We start from the raw sequence: 21791 nt of genomic DNA on the forward strand, positions 1-21791 counted from the left end.
TACGCGTCGATCGTCCGAGGCGTACGAGCCGTTCGCGCACGCCCTTCCCGGCCCGGGCCCCTCATACCTCCCCCCACCGCTCCTGCTCGCTCCGCAATCGCAAGGCCTCACGTGTTCGACATCGCTGTCTTCGGCTCGCTCTTCCTCACCCTGTTCGTGATCATGGACCCGCCCGGGATCACGCCGATCTTCCTCGCCCTCACCGCGGGCCGCCCGGCCAAGGTCCAGCGGCGCATGGCCTGGCAGGCGGCGACGGTCGCCTTCGGCGTGATCGCCCTCTTCGGCATCTGCGGCAAGCAGATCCTCGACTACCTCCACATCACCACGCCCGCGCTGATGATCGCGGGCGGACTGCTCCTGCTGCTGGTCGCGCTGGACCTCCTCACGGGCAAGTCGGAGGAGCCCAAGCAGACCAAGGACGTCAACGTCGCGCTCGTGCCGCTGGGCATGCCGCTGCTGGCGGGCCCCGGTGCGATCGTCTCGGTGATCCTCGCGGTGCAGCGCGCCGACTCGGTGGCCTCGCAGGTCTCGGTGTGGTGCGCCATCGCGGCGATCCACGTCGTGCTGTGGGTGGTGATGCGGAACTCGCTGCACATCATCCGCGTGATCAAGGACGGCGGTGTGGTCCTGGTGACCCGGCTCGCCGGCATGATGCTCTCGGCGCTGGCCGTCCAGCAGATCATCAACGGCATCACCCAGGTGATCCAGCACCACTGACGCGCTTCCGTGCTTCCGCGCTTCATGCGGAACGCCCCCGTACGGTCGTCGTACGGGGGCGTTCGGCTTTCCGGAGCGCGTCGGCGCTACCGGACCGAGGAGTCGGCCGGGCGGATGTATATGCGTTGGCCGATGGAAGCGGCCTGCTGCACGATCCGGTTGACGGAGGCGGCGTCCACGACGGTGCTGTCGACGGCGGTGCCGTCGACGTCGTCCAGGCGCATGATTTCGAAGCGCATGCGCTTCTCCCTTCGTCTTGATCCTCCTGCGGAGAACTGTGAACAGTGACGCGCGCGGCGACATTGCGGCGCGCGTTCCAAGAGTGTCCAACGAGTTTAACCCTCGAAACATTCCCTACGCTAAGGAAATTTTTAACATGACTAATGAGTGACCGGATGGTGACCGGTTCACCCGGGCGACCCACCTGCCGGCCGCGCGTGCCGGAGTGCGTTCGGGGGAGCGAGTGGAACCCTGGAGACTCCCGGACACGGAAACGAGGCGATCGGCGATGGCGGCCACGGAGGGTGCCGGGCTGGGACAGCCCTGCTGGGTGAGCCTGCTGACCGCCGACCTCAAGGCGTCGCAGGAGTTCTACGCGGCCGTGCTGGGCTGGACGTTCCGGGCCGGGTCGTTCGGCGAGGGCTTCTCCGTCGCCATCTCCGAGGGCAAACCCGTCGCCGGGCTGAGCGACGCCGCCAGCAGCCTGGGCGTGGCCGTCTCCTGGACCTCGTACTTCGCCGTCGACGACGCCGACATGGTGGCCGCCCGGGTCCGGGAGCGCGGCGGCACGGTCGCGGTGGGCCCCCTCGCGGTCGGCCGCGGCCGCGTCGTCCTGGCGGCGGACCCGATGGGCGCCGTCTTCGGCTTCTGGGAAGGCGAGAACCTCCCCGGCTGGCGGATCGGCTCCGGCTCCGCGCCCGCGTGGCTGGAGCTCCGCACCCGCGACGCCTTCGCGGCCGCCATGTTCTACGGCGAGATCTTCGACTGGGCGATGGACCGCCCCGGCCGCTGCGAGGTCCGCTACGAGGACGACGCCGTGACCGTCCGCGCGGGCGGCCGCACCGTGGCCTCGCTGCGCGGCGGGGCCGTCGAGGCCGACCCCGACCCGCGCATCCGCCCCCGCTGGCACGTGTACTTCTGCGTCGACGACGTCGAGAAGGCCGTGGAGGCCGCCCTGGCCGAGGGCGGCGCGGTCGTCGCCGAGCCGTCCCGCTCACGGGTGGGCCGCGAGGCGACCCTGCGGGACCCCGAAGGGGGCCTCTTCACGGTCACGCAGAGGGCGGGCTAGGCCGCGTCGTTCCGGGGCGCGTCGTTCCAGAAGCGGACGAGCGCCTCGGCCGTGGCGGCCGGCTGCTCGGCGTTGGGGGAGTGGCCCGCGCCCCGGATCACCGTACGGACCGCCGACAGCTTCTCGGCCATCGCGTCGATCTCCGGCACCGGCCAGGCGTAGTCCAGCTCCCCGGAGACCACGTGCTTGGCCAGCGGCACCCCCGCCAGCTCGGCGGTACGGTCCGGCTCGACCGTCAACTGGACGCCGGTCGCCATCAGTTGCTCGGGAACCGTGAGCAGCCAGCGCCGGTGGAGGAACTCCGTCAGCTCGGCCGGGGTGTCGAGGGCCGCCGCGGCCTCCGCGCCCTCGCGCTGCATCTCCCGCCAGACGCTCTCCATGTCCAGCAGGCCGAGGGCCTGGACGAGCAACTGTGTACGGGCCTGCTGCGAGGCGGAGATCGCCCCGGGGCCGCTGCTCATGACGGTCAGCGAGCGGAAGGGCGACGCGTCCGAGAGGACGGCGGCGCGGGTGATCAGGCCGCCGAGCGAGTGCCCGAGCAGATGCACGTCGCCGCCGAGCGCGGCCGCTTGCGCGAGGACGTCGCGGGCCAACTCGTCCTGCGCGTACGCGGCCTCGTCGCGCGGGCCCGGGCTCTCGTGCTGCCCCCGCCCGTCCACGGCCACCGCCCGGAACCCGGCGGCGGCGAGCGGCTCCAGCAGCGCGATGAAGTCCTCCTTGCTGCCGGTGAACCCGGGCACGAGGAGGGCGGTGCCCCGGGCGGGGGCCGCGGGGGCCGGGCGGGCGTCGTGCACGGCGAACTCCCCGCGGGCGGTGGTGAGGAGGTATGCCTCGGCGCACGGCGGGAGGGCGAGGAAGGGGGGCCGGCTCATGGCACGAGGCTAGCGCGGGGGGTGGGCGGGGCCCTTTCCGGGTGCCGGGGCCGCCTGCGGGGCTGCCTGCGGGGGAGGGGGCCCCGATCCCGCCCCTTCACCGTTTCTTCCAGGGGCTTCGCCCCCGGCCCCTTCGTGCCGAAACACGAGCGCCGGGGCGGGCTGAGACCAGCCCGCCCCGGCGCTCGAGGGCGACGCGCGTCAGCGCGGACCTGCTATCAGGCGTCGGCCTTCGGGGCCGCTGCCTTCCGGGTGCGCTTCGGCTTGGCCTCGGCGGTCTCGACGGCGTCGGTCGTCGCTGCGGCAGCCTTCTTCGCGGTGGTGCGGGTCCGCTTGGGGGCGGTTTCCGCTGCCTCGGCGGTGGCGTCGGCGACCTTCTTGGCCGCGGCGCGGGTGCGCTTGGGCTTGGCCTCGGCCGTCTCGGCCGTGTCGACGGCCTCGGCGACGGCGACGGCCTTCTTGGCGGTCGCGCGGGTGCGTCGGGGCTTCGTCTCGGTCGCCTCGACGGCGTCCGCGATCACCTCGGCGGTCTTGACCGCGCGGGTGCGCTTCGGCTTCGCCTCGGCGGTGTCGACAGGGGCTTCGGCCTTCTTCGCCGTGGCGCGGGTGCGCTTCGGCTTCGCCTCGGCGGCTTCGGTGTCGACGACGGCTTCGGCAGCCTTGGCCGCCGTGGCACGGGTGCGCTTGGGCTTGACCTCCACCGCTTCGGCGGTGTCGACAGCGGCTTCGGCAGCCTTCTTCGCGGTGGTGCGGGTCCGCTTGGGGGCGGTTTCCGCTGCCTCGGTGGCGGCCTCGGCGACGGCCTTCTTGGCCGTGGCGCGGGTGCGTCGGGGCTTCGTCTCGGTCGCCTCGACGGCGTCCGCGACCACCTCGGCGGCCTCGACGACGGCCTCCGCCTTCTTCGCCGTCGCACGGGTGCGCTTGGGCTTGGTCTCCGCGACCTCAGCGGCGCGCTTCGGCGCGGCCTCCACCGCCTCGACGGTGTCAACGACGGCCTCGGCGGCCTTCTTCGCCGTCGCGCGCTTGCGCGCCGGCTTGGTCTCCGCCACGACCTCGGCCGTCTCGGCGGCCGTCTCGACGACCTCAACGGTCTCGACCGCGGCGACGGCCTTCTTGGCCGTGCGCGTGCGGTTACGGGCGCGCTTCGGCTTGGCCTCGGTGGTGTCCACCGGCGCCACCGTCTCCACGGCCTCCGCCACACGGGCGGCCGGGACGGCCAGGGCCGCCGCGGCGCTCTCGACGGTCTGGAAGTCGAGGGCGTCGCTCACCGGGGCGACGACCGGCCGCACGCGGCGGCGCGGACGGGCCGGAGCCTTGGGCTCCGCCGCCGGGGCGGCAGCCGGGGCGGCAGCCGGGGCCGGGGCGGCGGTCACGGCGACGGGCGCCGCGGCCACGGGCGCACCCGTACCGCCACCCGCACTGCCACGCGTGCGGCGACGGCGACGCGGACGCGCCGGGGTCTCCGGGGCACCGGAAACAGCGGCGGACGTACCCGACACGGCCTCGGTCGCCGTGGCCGGCTCCGCCGGAGTCACGGGCGTGACGGCCGCCACGGCCGCCGGAGCGTCCGTGCCGAGCGTCGCTCCGCCCCGCGTGCGGCGCCGCTGGCGCGGCGCACGGGCCGGACGCTCCTCCTCCACGCGATCGCGGTCGCGGCCGCCGTCGCGGCCGCCGTCACGGCCACGACGGGCGCCGTCACGCCCGCGGCCACGGCCGCCGCCGACCTCGCCGAGGTCCTCGATCTCCTCGGCCGCGAGGCCGGCGAGGGTGCGCTCGGAGCGGGGCAGGATGCCCTTGGTGCCGGCGGGGATGCCCAGCGCCTCGTACAGGTGCGGGGACGTGGAGTACGTCTCCTCCGGGTCGTCGAAGGACAGCTCCAGCGCCTTGTTGATCAGCTTCCAGCGCGGGATGTCGTCCCAGTCGACCAGCGTGACGGCCGTACCCGACTTGCCCGCGCGGCCGGTGCGGCCGATGCGGTGGAGGTAGGTCTTCTCGTCCTCGGGGGTCTGGTAGTTGATCACGTGCGTGACGTCGTCGACGTCGATGCCGCGCGCGGCGACGTCGGTGCAGACCAGGACGTCGACCTTGCCGTTGCGGAAGGCGCGCAGCGCCTGCTCGCGGGCGCCCTGGCCGAGGTCGCCGTGGACGGCGCCGGCGGCGAAGCCGCGCCGGGTGAGCTGCTCGGAGATGTCGGCGGCCGTCCGCTTCGTACGGCAGAAGATCATCGCGCGGTTGCGGCCCTCCGCCTGCAGGATGCGGGCGACCATCTCCGGCTTGTCCATGTTGTGGGCGCGGAAGATGTGCTGCGCGATGTTGGCGTGCGTCTGGCCCTCGTCGTCCGGCGAGGTGGCGCGGATGTGCGTGGGCTGCGACATGTAGCGACGGGCGAGCGAGATGACCGCGCCGGGCATGGTCGCGGAGAAGAGCATCGTCTGGCGCTTGGCCGGGAGCATCGTGATGATGCGCTCGACGTCGGGCAGGAAGCCCAGGTCCAGCATCTCGTCGGCCTCGTCGAGGACGAGCGCCTTGACGTGGGCGAGGTTCAGCTTCTTCTGGCCGGCGAGGTCGAGCAGTCGGCCGGGGGTGCCGACGATCACGTCGACGCCCTTCTTGAGGGCCTCGACCTGGGGCTCGTAGGCACGGCCGCCGTAGATCGCCTGGACGCGGACGTTGCGGACCTTGCCGGCGGTGAGGAGGTCGTTGGTGACCTGCTGGCAGAGCTCACGGGTGGGGACCACGATGAGCGCCTGCGGGGCGTCGGTCAGCTGCTCGGGCTTCGCCCGGCCCGCCTCCACGTCGGCGGGGACGACGACGCGCTCCAGCAGGGGCAGGCCGAAGCCCAGGGTCTTGCCGGTGCCGGTCTTGGCCTGGCCGATGACGTCGGAGCCCGAGAGGGCGACCGGAAGCGTCATCTCCTGGATGGGGAACGGATTCACGATGCCTACGGCCTCGAGGGCCTCGGCGGTTTCGGACAGAATCCCAAGATCGCGGAAAGTGGACAGAGTCTTGCCTCTTCTGTGAGACGCGGCGCGAGGCGGCGAAGGGGGTCGTACGTGAGGGACGTACGGACCGCGCCGGGGTACTGAGCCGGCCACCGGATGGGGCCGGGCGCGGCGCGGGACCACTGCCTTCGCTCGAGCACACGTGCCGCGAGCGGATCCCTCCAGGTACGCACGACTCGTGCGCACCGCGCGGAGGGCGGTCGGTTGTGTGGAAGCCGATCGGGCCACCGACCGGGCATCCGCTGGAGTCCTGGAGACTCGCCTCCAGAAGACACAGCATGAGTTGGGCCGGCCGAATACTCGGCTGGCCTATTAGCACTGTACCCCGGAAAGGCGCATGTGTGTCCGGACAATCCCGTGTCCGGATCGGGATGAACTGTCTGACCAGGGGGTTCGCCGTGTCGTATGGCGGGCTATCGTTCGCTGCATGGAGACGCCCGACACACCCGAGAACGCCACCGAGCCCACCGGAATCGCCGCCCAGGACTGGGCCACGGCCTCCGCCGACCCGCGGTACCGGGCGGCCGTCGTGGATCTGCTCGGCGCCCTCGCCTACGGTGAGCTGGCCGCCTTCGAGCGGCTGGCGGAGGACGCCGCGCTCGCGCCCAGCCTGGACGACAAGGCCGCCCTGGCCAAGATGGCCGCGGCCGAGTTCCAGCACTTCCAGCGGCTGCGGGACCGGCTGGAGGCCATCGACGCGCCGCCGACCCCCGCGATGGAGCCCTTCGCCGCCGGCGTGGACGAGTTCCACCGGCTGACCGCGCCCTCGGACTGGCTGGAGGGCCTGGTCAAGGCGTATGTGGGCGATTCCATCGCCAGTGACTTCTACCGCGAGGTGGCGGCGCGGCTGGACTCCGACACCCGGGCGCTGGTGCTGGCCGTGCTCGACGACACGGGCCATGCCTCGTTCGCGGTCGAGAAGGTGCGGGCGGCCATCGAGGCCGACCCCCGTGTGGGCGGGCGGCTCGCGCTCTGGGCGCGCCGGCTGATGGGCGAGGCCCTCTCGCAGGCGCAGCGCGTGGTCGCCGACCGTGACGCCCTGTCGACGATGCTCGTGGGCGGGGTGGCCGACGGCTTCGATCTGGCCGAGGTCGGGAAGATGTTCTCCCGGATCACCGAGGCGCACACCAAGCGCATGGCCGCGCTGGGCCTGGCGGCATAACCGGCACCGGAGCAGCGGGACGGTCAACGCTCACCACCGGTATCCCGTCGCGGGCCCGCGGTCGTCAGGCCGTGGCCGAGCGGCGGGGCCGGCCGGTGGGGCGCAGCAGCAGCGAGAGCAGCGCGACGCAGACGCCCAGGGAGACGCCCAGCGTGGCGAGGGTGTGGCCCGGGCCCAGCACGGTATGGCCCAGGAGGGCGCCGAAGAGGGCCGCGCCCGGCCCGGTGGACAGGGCCAGGCCCCGGGAACGGATCTGCCCGAAGCGCGCGGGAAGCCAGCGCAGGGCCGCGTAGGAGACGGCGAGGCCGATGAGGACCGAGCCGAGCGCTTCCCAGAGGATCATGCTCAATACCCTCCCAGTGAGGTGGCCGAGAAGCGGGGTGCAAATCGGTCGTAGCGGTCTTACCCCGGGTCCGCCCCGGGCAACCCTCGGCCACGATCCCGGTACGCCGCTGTTGACGGCCCCGTACCGGATACGAACAACGGCGGGGCCCCGGTGAATTCCACACCGGGGCCCCGCCGTTCGTCATTCCGCCGGGCAGCGGGTCACATCGCGCCGAAGCCGACCTTACGGGTCGTCGGCTCGCCGATCTCCACGTACGCCAGGCGGTCGGCCGGCACCAGGACCTTGCGGCCACGGTCGTCCGTCAGGCTCAGCAGCGCGGACTTGCCGGCGAGCGCCTCGGCCACCATGCGCTCGACTTCTTCGGCAGCCAGCCCGCTCTCCAGAACGATCTCGCGGGGCGCGTGCTGCACGCCGATCTTGACCTCCACGGTCTGTCCCTCCGAAGGTTGGGGTCCCCCATGGCTGAGCCCAGGGGAGGGGTGCGCGGACCAGCCGCGCCGTACGTTGCACACATTAGCCCGGTACGGGCGGTCCGCCGGGCCCCGCCCGCACGCTCGCAGCGAACACACGGGACACGCCCGGCCGCGGGGTGCGGCGCCCGGCCGGACGCCCCGGCCGGGGCTACTCGGGCGCGACCTTGGGGAAGCCCGCGATGCCCCGCCAGGCCAGCGACGTCAGGAGCTGGACGGCCGTCTCGCGCGGGACGGCGCTCTCGCTGGAGAGCCAGTAGCGGGCGACCACCTGGGAGACGCCGCCGAGGCCCACGGCCAGCAGCATGGCCTCGTCCTTCGACAGGCCGGTGTCCTCGGCGACGACCTCGCTGATCGCCTCCGCGCACTCCAGCGAGACCCGCTCGACGCGCTCGCGCACGGCCGGCTCGTTGGTGAGGTCGGACTCGAAGACCAGACGGAAGGCGCCGCCCTCGTCCTCGACGTAGGCGAAGTAGGCGTCCATGGTGGCCGCCACGCGCAGCTTGTTCTCGTTGGTGGAGGCGAGCGCCGTGCGGACCGCCTGGAGCAGGTTGTCGCAGTGCTGGTCCAGCAGGGCCAGGTAGAGGTCCAGCTTGCCCGGGAAGTGCTGGTAGAGGACCGGCTTGCTCACGCCCGCGCGCTCGGCGATGTCGTCCATCGCGGCCGCGTGGTACCCCTGCGCCACGAAGACCTCCTGGGCCGCGCCCAGGAGCTGATTGCGTCGGGCTCGGCGCGGCAGGCGTGTGCCCCGCGGGCGCGCCTCGGTCTGCTCGATGGCTGTCACGCCGCCTCCCATGTCGTTTTCTGTGCTCCCCCCGGCGGCAGCCGGGAGGTGCCCGGTGTGCACGCGCCCGCCATCGTACTTTTGGGTAACCGGGGCGTGCGCGGTCGGAGCGGAGAATTTCATGGACCGGACGCTGTGGGAAATCGACAAATCACCGATTATCGGCACAGGTGTCCCGCGGGTCAGCGGTAGTCGTCCTCGTCCAGCTCCACCACCCGGGCCTGTTCCGCGCGGTCCGCCTCGTTCGCCGCGGCCGGGTCGACGTGCGTGAGCGGGTCGTCCTCGTGCGGGGACAGGTCCGCGTGCTGCTCGGCGGCGTCCGCCTCCGGGGTCTCCGCGTCGAACTCCATGGCGACCTCCTCTTCGTCTGCTTCTTCGAAGGTGTCCGGGTCGGTCGGGTCGACAGGCATGAGTGGGATCCCTTCCGGTATCCGGTGTGAGCGCCCCTCTTACTCCTTGATACTCCCTGTTGGGCAGCCTAGGAGAGAGTGCCCCGCGCCGCCAGGCGATCTGTGACCCCCGCCACAAGGGCCCCGGCGTGATCGTCTCGTAACATTGCCCGCATGTCATCGACCGAGTCGCCGGACACCGGTGCCGTGCCCGTCGTGCCGCCCACGCGGTCCTCGCGGGTCAGCCCGGGGGAGGTGCTGCGCACGGTGGCCCTGCCCGGGGTCACGCTGACCGTCCGCGCCCGCCCGCCCGTCCGCGCCGGCCTGGCCCCCGCGCTCTTCGTCCACGGCCTCGGCGGCTCCTCGCAGAACTGGTCCGAGCTGATGGACCGGCTCGCCGACACCGTCGACGGCGAGGCCCTCGACCTGCCGGGCTTCGGCGACGCGCCCCCGCCGGAGGACGGCGACTACTCCATCACGGCGTACGCCCGCGCGGTCATCCGCCACCTCGACAGCAGCGGCCGCGGCCCCGTCCACCTGTTCGGCAATTCGATGGGCGGCGCCGTCGCCACCCGCGTCGCCGCGGTCCGGCCCGACCTCGTCCGCACGCTCACCCTCGTCTCGCCCGCCCTGCCCGAGCTGCGCCCCCAGCGCACCGCGGTGCCCACCGGGCTGCTGGCCGTGCCCGGCGTCGTCTCCCTCTTCGCCCGGATGACGAAGGAGTGGACGGCCGAGCGCCGCACCCGCGAGGTGCTCGCCCTCTGCTACGGCGACCCCGCCCGGGTGACGCCCGAGGGCTTCGCCCTGGCCGTCGCCGAATACGAGCGGCGCCTGGAGCTCCCCTACTTCTGGGACGTCATGGCCCGTTCGGCGCGCGGCATCGTCGACGCGTACACGCTCGGCGGACAGCATTCGCTGTGGCGTCAGGCGGAGAAGGTCCTTGCCCCTACTCTGCTCGTGTACGGAGTGCGCGATCAGCTCGTGTCCATCCGCATGGCCCGCCGCGCGAGCAAGGCTTTCCGCGACTCGCGGCTGCTGACGCTTCTCGAGGCGGGGCATGTCGCGATGATGGAGGACCCGGACACGGTGGCTCGCGCCTTCCGGGAACTGCTCGCGGACACCGCCACGACACCGACACCGGAACGGAGCGCCCCGCCCCGTGGGTAAACACAGCGCACGCGCCGACCGGCCCCCCTACGGGGGCGCCGCGGGCGCGGCCCCCGGCTCGGGCCGCCGCCGTACCGAGGGCGGGCCCGGCCCCGCGGCCTCGCTGCCCGACGCCGGGCAGCCCGTGCCCGGTCCCGGCCCGGGGCGCCGGCGCGGTACCGCCTCCGGCCGGGAGGCGGCGGAGCTCGCCGCCGATTTCGACGCGGGCTTCGAGGCCGGCTTCGACCGCGAGTACGACGCCGGCTACCACGCGGGCTACAGCTCGGGCTTCACCCCGCAGGCGGCCGCCGAGCCGCGCGAGCCGGTGCTGGGCTGGGGCGTCATCGGCGCCCAGCGCGCCCAGGCGGCCCCCGGCGCGGCCGAGCCCGCCGTCCCGCCGGCCGGGCCCACCCGCTACACCACCGGATACGCGCCCGCCGACGCCCTCCACGGTGACCCCCTCCCCACGGTCCCGGCCCCTGCCGGACCGCCGGCCGAGCCCGCCCCGCCCCGGCCCCGCCGTGAGGGCGGGCGCTCGGCGGCCCGTGGCGCCGGGACCCGCGGCGGACGCGGGCGGACGGTGATCGGCGTCGCGGCGGCCCTGGTGACGGCCGTCCTCGCGGTGACGGTGACCACCCAGCTGCGCGACGGCGGGGACGACGCGGCACGGGCGCGCGCCGCGGACGTCGGCAAGCGCGTGGACCCCGACACCGCCTCGCGCTCCGACAGCAGGCCCACGCCCAAGGGCGGCGCCGAGGTGCCCGCCACGTACGAGCAGAAGATGGCGAAGAAGTACCCGCTGGAGGCCGACGCGGGGGCCTCGGGTGAATTCGTGACCGTGGCGGGTCATGACAAGGCCCCCGGTAAGGGTGATGTTCTCCGGTACCGCGTTGACGTGGAGAAGGGGCTGCCGTTCGACGGCTCGCTCTTCGCCACCGCCGTCCACCGCACCCTCAACGACGACCGCAGCTGGGGTCACGGCGGCAAGCGCACCTTCGAGCGCGTCTCCTCGGGCGACGCCGACTTCGTCGTCACCCTCGCCAGCCCGAAGACGACGGCCGCGTGGTGCGCCAAGTCCGGCCTGGACACCACGGAGGACAACGTCTCCTGCGACTCGGCCGCGACCGACCGGGTGATGATCAACGCCTATCGCTGGGCACAGGGCTCGCAGACCTTCGGCGACCGGATGCACGAGTACCGGCAGATGCTGATCAACCACGAGGTCGGCCACCGCCTCGGCCACGATCACGAGACCTGCCCCAAGGAGGGCGCGCTCGCGCCCGTGATGATGCAGCAGACCAAGTTCCTCACGACCGACGGGAAGACCTGCCGCCCCAACGCCTGGCCCTTCCCGGGATCCGGTTCCTGAGACGATCGGTCTCGCGACCTGAGACACCTTTGCGGCGGGGCGAAAATTCGTTCAGTCTTCTCGGCATGTCGTCCCGCCCCGCCTTCGAGAACGCCGCCTTCGAGCTGGCGCTGATCGGCGTGGCCGCGCACTCCGTCGCCGACATTCACTGTCGCTGAACGACCCGTTCCGGCATCTCCCCGCGTACTTCCGCGCGCCTTCACGCGTCGCGTCCGCCGGGGGCGGTACGGGCGCTTCCGCGCGCTCTTCTCCCACCGCCTTCCGCCGAACGCGTTCCGCGCTCTCCTCCCCTCGCATTCCCGCGAAAGGCCTGACCTGTCATGCGTCAACTGTCCGTCATATCCCGCCGCGTGGCCGCGGCAGCCGTCAGTGTGGTCCTGGTCGGCGGCGCGGCGGCGTGCGGCCCGAAGGGGAGCGGCGGTGACTCCGCCGGTGGCGGCGCCGACGGCGCGCCGAAGAAGGGCGGCACGCTCACGGTCCTCAACAGAGCGCCGCAGAAGCAGTTCGACCCCGCCCGCCTCTACACCTCCGGCGGCGGCAACATCCCCTCGCTCGTCTACCGCACCCTCACCACCCGCAACCGCGAGAACGGCGCCGAGGGCACCAAGGTCGTCCCCGACCTCGCCACCGACACCGGCACCCCCAGCGACGACGCGAAGACGTGGACGTACAAGCTCAAGGACGGGCTGAAGTACGAGGACGGCACGCCCATCACCGCCGCCGACGTCAAGTACGGCGTCGAGCGCTCCTTCGCCCCCGAACTCTCCGGCGGCGCCCCCTACTTGCGTGACTGGCTCATCGGCGGCGACACCTACCAGGGCCCCTACAAAGAGCAGAAGGGCCTCGACTCCATCGAGACCCCCGACGCGAAGACCATCGTCTTCAAGCTGAAGAAGTCCGAGGGCGACTTCCCCTACTTCGCGACCTCCACCCAGTTCGCCCCCGTGCCCAAGGCCAAGGACACCGGCGCCAAGTACGCCGAGCACCCCGTCTCCTCCGGCCCGTACAAGGTCGTGAAGAACGCCAACGACGGCGAGCAGATGGTCCTGGAGCGCAACCCCAACTGGTCCGAGGAGACCGACAAGGAGCGCCACGCCTACCCCGACCGCATCGAGGTGAAGTCCGGCCTGGCCCCGGCGGTCATCAACCAGCGGCTCTCCGCCGGCCAGGGCGCGGACGCGGCCGCCGTGACCACCGACACCAACCTCGGCCCCGCCGAGCTCGCCCAGGTCACCGGCGACAAGAAGCTGGCCGCCCGCGTCGGCACCGGCCACTTCGGCTACACCAACTACTTGGCCTTCAACCCCAAGGCCAAGCCCTTCGACGACCCGAAGGTGCGCGAGGCCATCGCCTACGCCGTCAACCGCACCAGCGTCGTCAACGCCGCCGGCGGCTCCGCGCTGGCCGAGCCCGCGACCACCTTCCTGCCCAACCAGAAGTCCTTCGGCTTCACCCCCTACGACCCCTTCCCGGCCGGCGCCACCGGCAACGCCGCGAAGGCCAAGGAGCTGCTGAAGGAGGCCGGTCACGCGGACGGCCTGGACATCACCCTGACCCACTCCACCGCCCAGAACTTCGAGACCAGCCCGGAGATCGCCACCGCGCTCCAGGCCGCCCTCAAGGAGGCCGGCATCCGGGTCAAGCTGGAGGGCCTGGAGGAGAACGACTACGACGAGAAGACCCACAGCGTCGACAAGCAGCCCGATCTCTTCCTCGCCCACTGGGGTGCCGACTGGCCCTCCGGCGGTCCCTTCCTCGCCCCGATCTTCGACGGCCGGCAGATCGTCAAGGACGGCGCCAACTTCAACGCCTCCCGCCTCGACGACTCCGCGGTGAACAACGAGATCGACGAGATCAACAAGATCACCGACCATGACGCCGCCGCCAAGCGCTGGGGCGCCCTGGACCAGAGGATCGGCGCCCAGGCGCTGACCGTGCCGCTCTTCCACCCGGTCTACAAGCGCCTCGTCGGCAAGGACGTCAAGAACGTCGTCATCAGCGACTGGACCGGTGTCCTCGACGTCTCCCAGGTCGCCGTCAAGTGACCACGGAACTGATCACCACCCAGGAACCGGAGGCGGGAGTCGCTCCCGCCTCCGGCGCCCGGCAGGTGTGGCGGCGGCTGCGCGCGCGCAAGTCCGCGCTCGCGGCCGCCGCCGTGCTGGGCCTGCTCGCGCTCCTCGCCCTCGGCGCGCCCCTGCTGGCCGCCCTGGAGGGCCAGGACGCCAACAGCTACCACGACACCCTCGTCGACTCCGCCCGCGGCGGCGTCCCGCTCGGCGGCCTCGGCGGCATCAGTGCCGAGCACTGGCTGGGCGTCGAACCCGGCACCGGCCGCGACCTGTTCGTCCGCCTCCTGTTCGGCGCCCGCGTCTCGCTGCTCGTCGGCATCGGCGCCACGCTCGTCCAGGTGCTCCTCGGCCTCGCCGTGGGCCTCGCGGCCGCGCTCGGCGGCCGCGCCGTCGAGAGCGCGCTCGGCCACCTCACCGACGTCATGGTGGCCATGCCCCTGCTGGTCTTCGCCATCGCCCTGATGGCCGTCGTCCCGGCCGACTTCCCCCGGCCCGTACTGCTCGTCATCGCCATCGGGCTGCTCAACTGGGGCGGCATGGCCCGGCTCGTCCGCGCCCAGGCCCTGGGCCTGACCAAGCTCGACTTCGTCTCGGCCGCCCGGCTCACCGGCGCCTCCCGGCGCCGCATCGCCCGCCGGGAACTGCTGCCCTCCCTCGCCGCCCCCGTGATCACCTACGCGGCCGTGCTGCTGCCGGCCAACATCGTCATCGAGGCGAGCATGTCCTTCCTCGGCGTCGGCGTGAAGCCGCCCACCCCCTCCTGGGGACAGATGCTCTCCACGGCCACCACCTGGTTCCGCGCCGACCCCATGTACGTCCTGCTGCCCGCCCTCATGCTCTTCGTCACGACCCTCGCCTTCACCGTCTTCGGCGACGGACTGCGCACGGCGCTCGACCCGCGCCAGGCGTCCCGGCTCGGCGTCGGCCGCAAGCGGCGCACGACCCGCACGAGCGGCGCGGGAGGCACCGCATGACCGGCTACTTCCTGCGACGCGCCCTCGGCGCGCTCGCCGTCGTCCTCGTCCTCTCCGCCGTCGTCTACGCGACCTTCTACATCGCCCCCGGCGACCCCGCGCGCCTGGCCTGCGGCCCCCGCTGCAACCCCGAACAGATCCGCCAGGTACGCGAGCAGCTCTCCCTCAACGACCCCGTGTACCTCCAGTACTGGCACTTCCTCCAGGGCATCGTCAGCGGGCACGACTACTCCACCGGCACCGGCGTCCTCCACTGCCAGGCACCGTGCTTCGGATTGTCGTACCAGAACGACCAGCAGGTCACCGACCTGATCGTCCAGCGGCTGCCCGCCACCGCCTCCCTCGCGACCGGCGCCATGGTCGTCTGGCTGCTGCTCGGCACCGGCACCGGACTGCTGTCCGCGCTCCGCCGAGGCGGCCTCACCGAGCGCGTGCTCACCTGGCTCACGCTCGCCGGCACCGCCACCCCCGTCTTCATCAGCGGCCTCGGCCTGCTGATGCTGTTCTGCGCCTACCTGGAGTGGCTGCCCTTCCCCACCTATGTGCCGCTCATGGACGACCCCGAGCAGTGGGCCTGGAACATGCTGCTGCCCTGGCTCGCCCTCGGCCTCCTCGAGTCGGCGAAATACGCCCGGCTGACCCGCAGTTCCATGCTGGAGACGCTGGCGGAGGACCACATCCGCACCTTCCGCGCCTACGGGGCCACCGAGCGCTCCCTGATCGCCCGGCACGCCCTGCGCGGCGCCGTCGCCCCCGTCGTCGCGCTCACCGCCGCCGACTTCGGGTCGATGTTCGGCAACGCGATGCTCACCGAGATGATGTTCGGCCTGCCCGGCATCGGACAGCTCCTGGTGAACGCCACCCGCACCATCGACCTGCCGGTCGTCGTCGCCGTCGTGATGGTCACCGGCACCGCCGTCGTGATCGCCAACATCGTGGCGGACCTCCTCTACGCCGCCGCCGACCGAAGGGTGGTGCTGCGATGACGACCGTTACCGATACGCCCCTCGTCGTCGTGGACGATCTGTCCGTCCGCTTCCCCACCGGCACGGGCGACGGCGTCGTCCGGGCCGTCTCCGGGCTCTCCTTCACCCTCGCCCCCGGCGGCGCCCTCGCCGTCGTCGGCGAGTCCGGATCCGGCAAGTCCACCGCCGCCTACGCCCTCCTCGGCCTCCACCGGGGCACCGGAGCCGAGGTCACCGGCACCGTGCGCGTCGCCGGCCAGGACGTCCAGGCCGCCGACGACACCGCCCTGCGGAAGCTGCGCGGCGGCGTCGCGGCCATGGTCTTCCAGGACCCGCTGTCCTCCCTCGACCCCTACCAGGCCATCGGCGACCAGATCGCCGAGGTCCACCGGCTCCACCACCCGGGCGCCGGCCGCCGCGCCTCCCGCGCCCGCGCGGTCGAGGTCCTCGACCGCGTCGGCATCCCCGACGCCGCCCGGCGCGCCCGCTCCCGCCCGCACGAGTTCAGCGGCGGCATGCGCCAGCGCGCCCTCATCGCCATGGCGCTGGCCTGCGAACCCCGGCTCCTCGTCGCCGACGAGCCCACCACGGCCCTCGACGTCACCGTCCAGGCCCAGATCCTCGGCCTCCTGCGCGAACTGCGCGAGGAGACCGGCATGGGACTCATCCTGGTCACCCACGACCTGGGCGTGGCCGCCTCCAGCGTCGACGAGCTGCTGGTGATGAAGGACGGCCGGGCCGTCGAGCACGGCCCGGCGCGCGAGATCCTCGCCCGCCCCCGGGAGGACTACACCCGCGAGCTGTTGGCCGCCGTTCCGCGCGTAAACGTCCGCCGCGAGACCGTCAGCACTCCGACGGACGACGACTCCGTCCTGCTCGAAGCCACGGGCCTCCGGCGGGAGTTCGGGCGCGGGAAGAAGACCGTCACCGCCGTCGACGACGTCTCGCTCACCATCCGGGCCGGGGAGACCGTCGGCATCGTCGGCGAATCCGGCAGTGGCAAGACCACTCTCGGCCGGATGCTGGTCCGTCTGCTGGAACCCACCGGCGGCGAGCTGCGCTACGAGGGCCGCGACATCGGCGGCCTGAAAGACCGTGAGCTGCGCTCCTTCCGCAGTGAGCTCCAGATGGTCTTCCAGGACCCCGTCTCCTCGCTCAACCCGCGCCGCAGCGTCGGCGAGTCGATCGCCGACCCGCTGCGGGCCGCCGGGCGCCTGGACGACGCCGCGATCGTCGCCCGCGTAAGGGAACTCCTGGAGCGCGTGGGCCTCGACCCCGACGCCTACCACCGCTACCCCCACGAGTTCAGCGGCGGCCAGCGACAGCGCGTGGGCATCGCCCGGGCACTGGCCCCCGAGCCCAAGCTGATCGTGTGCGACGAGCCCGTCTCCGCGCTCGACGTCACCACGCAGGCGCAGGTCGTGCGGCTGCTGGGCGAGTTGCAGCGCGAGCTGGGGCTGGCCGTGGTCTTCATCGCCCACGACCTCGCCGTCGTCCGCCAGGTCAGCGACCGGCTCGTCGTCATGCGCGGTGGCCGGATCGTCGAGGAGGGCCCCGCCGACACGGTCTACGAGCGGCCCCGGCACGCCTACACCCAGGGCCTCCTCGCGGCGGTGCCCCGGCTCGAACCGGCGGAAGCCACCGCATAGCGCGGATCAACGCCGCATCTGGCCGAAAGTCACTTGCGTTCACCCCTTCCGGTGGCGCGACGGACAACCGTCCGCCGCGCCACCGGGAAGCGCGCATAGCGTGCTCCCCGCTGCCGTAACGGCGGTTGCCGACAAGGGAGAACGGGGGTGTGTTCGTGCGCGTGGGACTGCTTTCCGAAGGCGGTTACCCATACGCCGCCGGCGAGGGCGGAGAGTGGTGCGACCGCTTGGTGCGCGGGCTCGGCCAGCACGACTTCGAGCTCTACGCGCTGAGCCGGACGGCCCGTCAGGAGGACAGCGGCTGGTACGCGCTGCCCGGCAACGTCCGCCGAGTGAGAGCGGCCCCCCTGTGGGGCGGACCCGCCCCCGGAAGCAGCGGCCGAGCCTACGGCGCGTACGGGCGCGACCAGCGACGGCGGTTCACCGCGCACTTCGGGGACCTCGCGGCGGCCATCACCCTCCCGGGAGATCAGGCGTACCGTTTCGCCGACGGCCTGGGCGGCCTCGCCGACCTCGCCCGCGAGGAAGGCGGCCTCGCGGCGGCCCTCCGCTCCGAACTGGCCCTGCGCGCCCTGGAGACCGCCTGCCGAGCACCCGGCGCCCACCCCGCCGCCTACGGCACCCGCGTCACCGACCTCCTCGTCGTCTCCGGACTGATCGAGCGCGCCCTGCGCCCGCTCTCCCTCGACTGGTACGGCACCGCCGACGGCGACCGCGGCCTGGCCGCCGTCGACCTGTGCCACGCCACCTCCGCCGGCTCCGCCGCCCTCCCGGGACTCCTGGCCAAACGCTTCTTCGGTACCCCCCTGCTCGTCACCGAGTACGAGATCGGGCTCCGCGAGTACTACCTGTCCTCCGCCCCCGCCGACCTCTCCCCGTCCGTCCGCACCCTCCTCTCCGCCTTCCACCGCCGCCTCACCGCGCTGATCTACTCCGAGGCCGCCGTGATCACCGCCGGGGACGGCCAGGGCCGCCGCTGGCAGGAGCGCTGCGGCGCCGACCGCTCCCGGCTGCGCACCGTCCACCCCGGCATGGACGCCAGCCTCTACGAGGCCGTCGGCGAGGGCGACGAGAGCGCCGCCCCCCACACCGACGGCCCGCCCACCCTGGTGTGGGTCGGCGGCGGTACCGAACCCCACCTGTGGGAGGCCCTCGCCACCCTCCGCGCATCCGAACCGGAGCTGCGGCTCAGAGTGGTCGGGGTGCCCCCGGATACCGACACCACCCCGGAAGGCGTCTCCTTCGGCCCCGCCTGCGGCCCCGAGGACTACGCGGCGGGCAGCGTCGTCCTCCTCTCCGGAGCCGTCGACGGCTTCCCCGCCGCCCTCGCCGAGGCGATGTTCTGCGCCCGCGCCACGGTCTCCCCGGACGTCGGCGCCGTCCGCGAAGTCATCGGCGGCACGGGCCTGATCGTCCCCCCGCGCGACCCGGCCGCCCTCGCCGCCGCGTGCCTGGCGCTGCTGGGCGACCCCGAGCGCCGCGCCCGGCTGGGCGCCGCCGCCCGCGCCCGCGCGCTGGAGCTCTTCACCGTCGAGCAGAACGTCGCCGGGTTCGGGGCGATCTACCTGGAGGTCCTCTCCCGCGCCCCCGTCCACCTCGGCCACCCCGACCCGTCCGTCCCCTTCTCCCACGCGGCGGCCCCCCTCTCCGCGACCTCCCGCACGGCCTCACCGACATGGGCGGGCCGCCGATGACGACGTCGATAACTGAAGACACCGTGTGGGCAGGCGTTCCGCAGGGCGGAACGGGTGGGCACACGCCACCCACGGACGCGCGCGGGCAAGCGGACCCGGTGAAGACGCTGCTCCAGCGCCACCACCGGCTGTGCGCCAGAGCGGTGGACCCGCTGGAGATCGCCGCCGGCCTGGAGGCACGCGGCATCTGCGACCGCCTGGCCGCCACCGACTACCGCCACCGCGACGTCTTCTCCCTCGCGGAGGAACTCCACGCGAGAGTGGAACGCACGGAGAGCGACGTGCCGCTCCACGCCGCACCCGGCGAAGGCAAGGGCCACCGCCCAGGCCCGTGCGCGGCCCTCCGCACAGGATGGGGCCCCGCCGGCGCCCTGGCCTGCCTCTGGCTGACCGCCTACGCCCTCGTGGGCGACCCGCTGCTCACGGCCCTGCTCCACGGCCACCGGGCCCTGGCCGGCCGGACGGGCCCGCTCCCGGCCGCCCTGGCCGGGGCGGCGCCCACCGCCCTCGCCCTGGCCTGCGCCGTCGCCCCCGCCGCCTGGTGCGCCCACTGGTTCGCGGCCAGGGCGCGCCGGGTGCTCCCGGCCAGCCGGGACCTCGCAGAGTTCGGCAGGAGGACACGGCCCGCTCTGCTGGTGGCGGTGACGCTCTTCCTGGGCGCCCTGCTCGCGTTCCTGTGGCCGGCCCGCTCGGCCGTCCCGGCCACCCCGAACCCCGTCCTCCACTACCTGACCGCGGCGGCGCTCGGCCTGCTCCTCTTCCTCGCCGGGCTGCTCACCGCCCACGGGCTGCCCCGGGCGGCCGTCGCCGCCACCCTGGCCGCCGCCGCGGCCGAGGCCCTGCCCCCGCTCACCCTGCTCGCCGCCCGGCTACCGGGCTGCGAAGCCCTGCGCTGGCCCGTCGGCTGGGCGGCCGGGGCCTTCGGCCCCACCGCCCTGTCGCTCGCCGCGTGCGTCCCGCCGGCCCTCGCCCTGCTGGCCCACGCCGTCTCCGCGCTGTCCCGGGCCTCGGTCCACGGACACCGGTGACGTCACCACCCGCCCCACCCCGTCGTCAGGAGAGAGAGCAAGCACGATGACCGTTTCCCCTCCGCGCACCACCGGGCGAGAGCGAGGGCCCGACCGATGAGAGTCCTGCTCCTCGGCGCCAACGGCTACCTCGGCCGCTTCGTGGCCGACCGGCTGCTCGCCGACCCCGCCGTCCAGCTCACCGCCCTGGGCCGGGGCGACGACGCGGACGTCCGCTTCGACCTGGCCTCCGGCAGCCCCGGTGCCCTCACCCGCTTCCTCAACGCCGTCCACCCCGGCGTCGTCATCAACTGCGCGGGCGCCACCCGGGGCGGGGCGCGCGAGCTCACCCGGCACAACACCGTCGCCGTCGCCACCGTCTGCGAGTCGCTGCGCCGCAGCGGCTGCGGCGCCCGGCTGGTGCAGGTGGGGTGCTCCTCCGAATACGGGCCCTCGCAACCCGGCTCGTCCACCGCCGAGGACGCGGTGCCGCGCCCGGGCGGCCCGTACGGGGTGAGCAAGCTCGCCGCCACCGAGCTGGTGCTCGGCTCCGGGCTCGACGCGATCGTGCTGCGGGTCTTCTCCCCGGTCGGGCCCGGCACCCCCGCCGGCTCGCCGCTGGGCCGGCTCGCGGAGGCCATGCGACGGGCGATGCAGAGCGGCGACAACGAGCTGAAGCTCACCGGCCTCGGGGTGCAGCGCGACTTCGTCGACGTCCGCGACATCGCCCGGGCCGTCCACGCCGCCTCCCTCTCCGCCGCCCAGGGCGCCGTCAACATCGGCACCGGCCGCGCCGTACGGCTCCGCGACGCCGCGACGCTGCTCGCCCGGGTCGCGGGCTTCGGGGGCGCCCTCCACGAGCTGGACGACCCCCACCTGGGCAGCCCGCCCGCGTACCCCTATCCGGACGGCTGCGGCGGCTGGCAGCAGGCCGACGTGCGCACCGCCCGGGACCGCCTCGGCTGGCGGCCGCGCATCGCCCTGGAGGAATCGCTGGCCGACATCTGGATGGAGGCGGCGTGTCGTATCTGATCTCCCCGGGATACCGTCGCGCCCTCGCCGCCCGCAAGGCCCCGCTGCGCCTCGCCGTGCCGGGCTTCGCGCATCCGCTGGTGGCCCCCGCCGAGTGGGGCGGCCTCCAGCGGGCGGGCCTCCCGCTGGACTGGGTGGCGATCGGCGGCGGCACGCCGGGGGAGCGCACGGCGGGGGAGCCCGACGGCACGAGCGGCGGCCCCGGCTCCCGGCAGGACCCGTACTGGCTGTCCGCCGTCGTCCCGCTGCGCACGTCCGGCGTCCGGGTGCTGGGCCAGCTGGACGCCCGGTACGGCACCCGGTCCTTCGGGGAGCTGCTCTCCGACGCGCAGCGCTACCTCAACTGGTACCGGGTGGACGGCTTCACGCTGGCCCGCTGCCCGGACGACGAGGCCGGGCTCTCCGGCATCCGGCGGATGACCGGCGCGCTGCGCACTCTCCTCGACGGGGCGTATCTCGTGCTGTCCCACGGCACCCATCCCAGCCCCGGATACGCCGACGTGGGCGATCAGTTGGTGACGTACGCGGGCCCCTGGTCCGGGTACCGCTGGTCCCGGGCCGCCGAGTGGACGGCCGACCATCCGCCCGAGCGCTTCTGCCACCTGGTGCACGGCGTGCCGCGCACGCATCTGGACGAGGCGCTGCGCGTCGCCCGCTGGCAGGGCGCGGGCACCGTCTACTTCACGGACCGCACCGACCGCGACGCCCTGGACCCCTGGGAGTCCCTGCCCGGCTACTGGGACGATTTCGTCTCGCGCATCGGACCTGGTGTCTCGGAATGAGACGGGGCGTGGCAGTGTTACGGGGGAAGAACGCACTGTTGCCTCTACCTTCCCCACGGCCGTGGGGATGA

The 21791-nt window shown here is 73.4% G+C and carries 21 protein-coding genes; 14 read left to right on the forward strand and 7 right to left on the reverse strand.

The annotated features are described in order from the left end of the window. The first annotated feature begins 111 nt into the window (after positions 1-111). Positions 112-717, forward strand: coding sequence for a MarC family protein (locus tag EKH77_RS21110; RefSeq protein WP_126915897.1), 606 nt, complete (start codon positions 112-114; stop codon positions 715-717). Positions 718-803: 86 nt separating this feature from the next. Here EKH77_RS21110 and EKH77_RS33045 read toward each other — a convergent pair whose 3' ends face one another. After that, the gene (locus EKH77_RS33045) at positions 804-956 is read right to left on the reverse strand and encodes a hypothetical protein (protein ID WP_164737832.1); all 153 of its coding nucleotides are present in this window, start codon (positions 954-956) and stop codon (positions 804-806) included. Between the two features lie 269 nt (positions 957-1225). Here EKH77_RS33045 and EKH77_RS21115 point away from each other — a divergent pair, with 269 nt between their 5' ends. After that, positions 1226-2005, forward strand: coding sequence for a VOC family protein (locus EKH77_RS21115; protein WP_126915898.1), 780 nt, complete (start codon positions 1226-1228; stop codon positions 2003-2005). Here the strand turns inward: EKH77_RS21115 and EKH77_RS21120 are convergent. Beyond that, positions 2002-2877: an alpha/beta fold hydrolase gene (locus tag EKH77_RS21120; protein WP_126915899.1), complete on the reverse strand. Its 876-nt coding sequence runs from the start codon at positions 2875-2877 to the stop codon at positions 2002-2004. The genes EKH77_RS21115 and EKH77_RS21120 overlap by 4 nt on opposite strands. Positions 2878-3095: 218 nt before the next feature. Then, positions 3096-5789: a DEAD/DEAH box helicase gene (locus tag EKH77_RS21125; protein WP_126915900.1), complete on the reverse strand. Its 2694-nt coding sequence runs from the start codon at positions 5787-5789 to the stop codon at positions 3096-3098. Between the two features lie 517 nt (positions 5790-6306). Between EKH77_RS21125 and EKH77_RS21130 the strand changes: the two genes are divergently transcribed. Further along, complete coding sequence (locus EKH77_RS21130; RefSeq protein ID WP_126915901.1) at positions 6307-7041, forward strand: ferritin-like fold-containing protein; 735 nt, start codon at positions 6307-6309, stop codon at positions 7039-7041. A gap of 64 nt (positions 7042-7105) precedes the next feature. Here EKH77_RS21130 and EKH77_RS21135 read toward each other — a convergent pair whose 3' ends face one another. The 4 genes from EKH77_RS21135 to EKH77_RS21150 all read right to left on the reverse strand — a co-directional run bounded on the left by EKH77_RS21135 (position 7106) and on the right by EKH77_RS21150 (position 9051). Next, positions 7106-7384: a hypothetical protein gene (locus EKH77_RS21135; RefSeq protein ID WP_206279896.1), complete on the reverse strand. Its 279-nt coding sequence runs from the start codon at positions 7382-7384 to the stop codon at positions 7106-7108. 203 nt (positions 7385-7587) lie between these two features. Continuing rightward, the gene (locus tag EKH77_RS21140; RefSeq protein WP_126915902.1) at positions 7588-7815 is read right to left on the reverse strand and encodes a DUF3107 domain-containing protein; all 228 of its coding nucleotides are present in this window, start codon (positions 7813-7815) and stop codon (positions 7588-7590) included. Positions 7816-8008: 193 nt separating this feature from the next. Further along, positions 8009-8641 (reverse strand): TetR/AcrR family transcriptional regulator, encoded by a 633-nt coding sequence (locus EKH77_RS21145; protein ID WP_126915903.1) that lies wholly within the window; start codon positions 8639-8641, stop codon positions 8009-8011. Positions 8642-8823: 182 nt separating this feature from the next. After that, positions 8824-9051, reverse strand: coding sequence for a hypothetical protein (locus EKH77_RS21150; RefSeq protein ID WP_126915904.1), 228 nt, complete (start codon positions 9049-9051; stop codon positions 8824-8826). A 153-nt stretch (positions 9052-9204) separates the two neighbouring features. Here EKH77_RS21150 and EKH77_RS21155 point away from each other — a divergent pair, with 153 nt between their 5' ends. From EKH77_RS21155 to EKH77_RS21200, 11 genes are all read left to right on the forward strand, one after another. Further along, positions 9205-10197: an alpha/beta fold hydrolase gene (locus EKH77_RS21155; RefSeq protein ID WP_126915905.1), complete on the forward strand. Its 993-nt coding sequence runs from the start codon at positions 9205-9207 to the stop codon at positions 10195-10197. Further along, positions 10190-11545, forward strand: a complete 1356-nt coding sequence (locus tag EKH77_RS21160) for a DUF3152 domain-containing protein (protein WP_240667463.1) — start codon at positions 10190-10192, stop codon at positions 11543-11545. Before EKH77_RS21155 ends, EKH77_RS21160 begins: the two co-directional genes overlap by 8 nt. A gap of 65 nt (positions 11546-11610) precedes the next feature. Further along, a complete protein-coding gene (locus EKH77_RS34575; protein ID WP_346429068.1) occupies positions 11611-11703 on the forward strand; it encodes an Ms4533A family Cys-rich leader peptide in 93 nt (30 codons plus the stop codon). 162 nt (positions 11704-11865) lie between these two features. Beyond that, the gene (locus tag EKH77_RS21165; RefSeq protein ID WP_126915906.1) at positions 11866-13590 is read left to right on the forward strand and encodes an ABC transporter substrate-binding protein; all 1725 of its coding nucleotides are present in this window, start codon (positions 11866-11868) and stop codon (positions 13588-13590) included. Next, the gene (locus EKH77_RS21170; RefSeq protein ID WP_126915907.1) at positions 13587-14591 is read left to right on the forward strand and encodes an ABC transporter permease; all 1005 of its coding nucleotides are present in this window, start codon (positions 13587-13589) and stop codon (positions 14589-14591) included. Before EKH77_RS21165 ends, EKH77_RS21170 begins: the two co-directional genes overlap by 4 nt. Beyond that, entirely contained in the window at positions 14588-15577 is a 990-nt protein-coding gene (locus EKH77_RS21175; protein ID WP_126915908.1) for an ABC transporter permease, read from the forward strand. The genes EKH77_RS21170 and EKH77_RS21175 overlap by 4 nt, the downstream gene beginning before the upstream one ends. Next, positions 15574-17205 (forward strand): ABC transporter ATP-binding protein, encoded by a 1632-nt coding sequence (locus EKH77_RS21180; protein WP_126915909.1) that lies wholly within the window; start codon positions 15574-15576, stop codon positions 17203-17205. The genes EKH77_RS21175 and EKH77_RS21180 overlap by 4 nt, the downstream gene beginning before the upstream one ends. A 155-nt stretch (positions 17206-17360) precedes the next feature. Continuing rightward, positions 17361-18899, forward strand: coding sequence for a DUF3492 domain-containing protein (locus EKH77_RS21185; RefSeq protein ID WP_126918200.1), 1539 nt, complete (start codon positions 17361-17363; stop codon positions 18897-18899). A gap of 98 nt (positions 18900-18997) precedes the next feature. Further along, positions 18998-19927 (forward strand): hypothetical protein, encoded by a 930-nt coding sequence (locus EKH77_RS21190; protein ID WP_240667464.1) that lies wholly within the window; start codon positions 18998-19000, stop codon positions 19925-19927. Between the two features lie 96 nt (positions 19928-20023). Beyond that, a complete protein-coding gene (locus EKH77_RS21195) occupies positions 20024-20938 on the forward strand; it encodes an NAD-dependent epimerase/dehydratase family protein (protein WP_126915910.1) in 915 nt (304 codons plus the stop codon). Beyond that, positions 20926-21720, forward strand: a complete 795-nt coding sequence (locus EKH77_RS21200) for a spherulation-specific family 4 protein (protein ID WP_126915911.1) — start codon at positions 20926-20928, stop codon at positions 21718-21720. Before EKH77_RS21195 ends, EKH77_RS21200 begins: the two co-directional genes overlap by 13 nt. Positions 21721-21791 lie beyond the last annotated feature (71 nt).

Source organism: Streptomyces luteoverticillatus, from assembly GCF_003970715.1.
Classification (GTDB): domain Bacteria; phylum Actinomycetota; class Actinomycetes; order Streptomycetales; family Streptomycetaceae; genus Streptomyces; species Streptomyces abikoensis.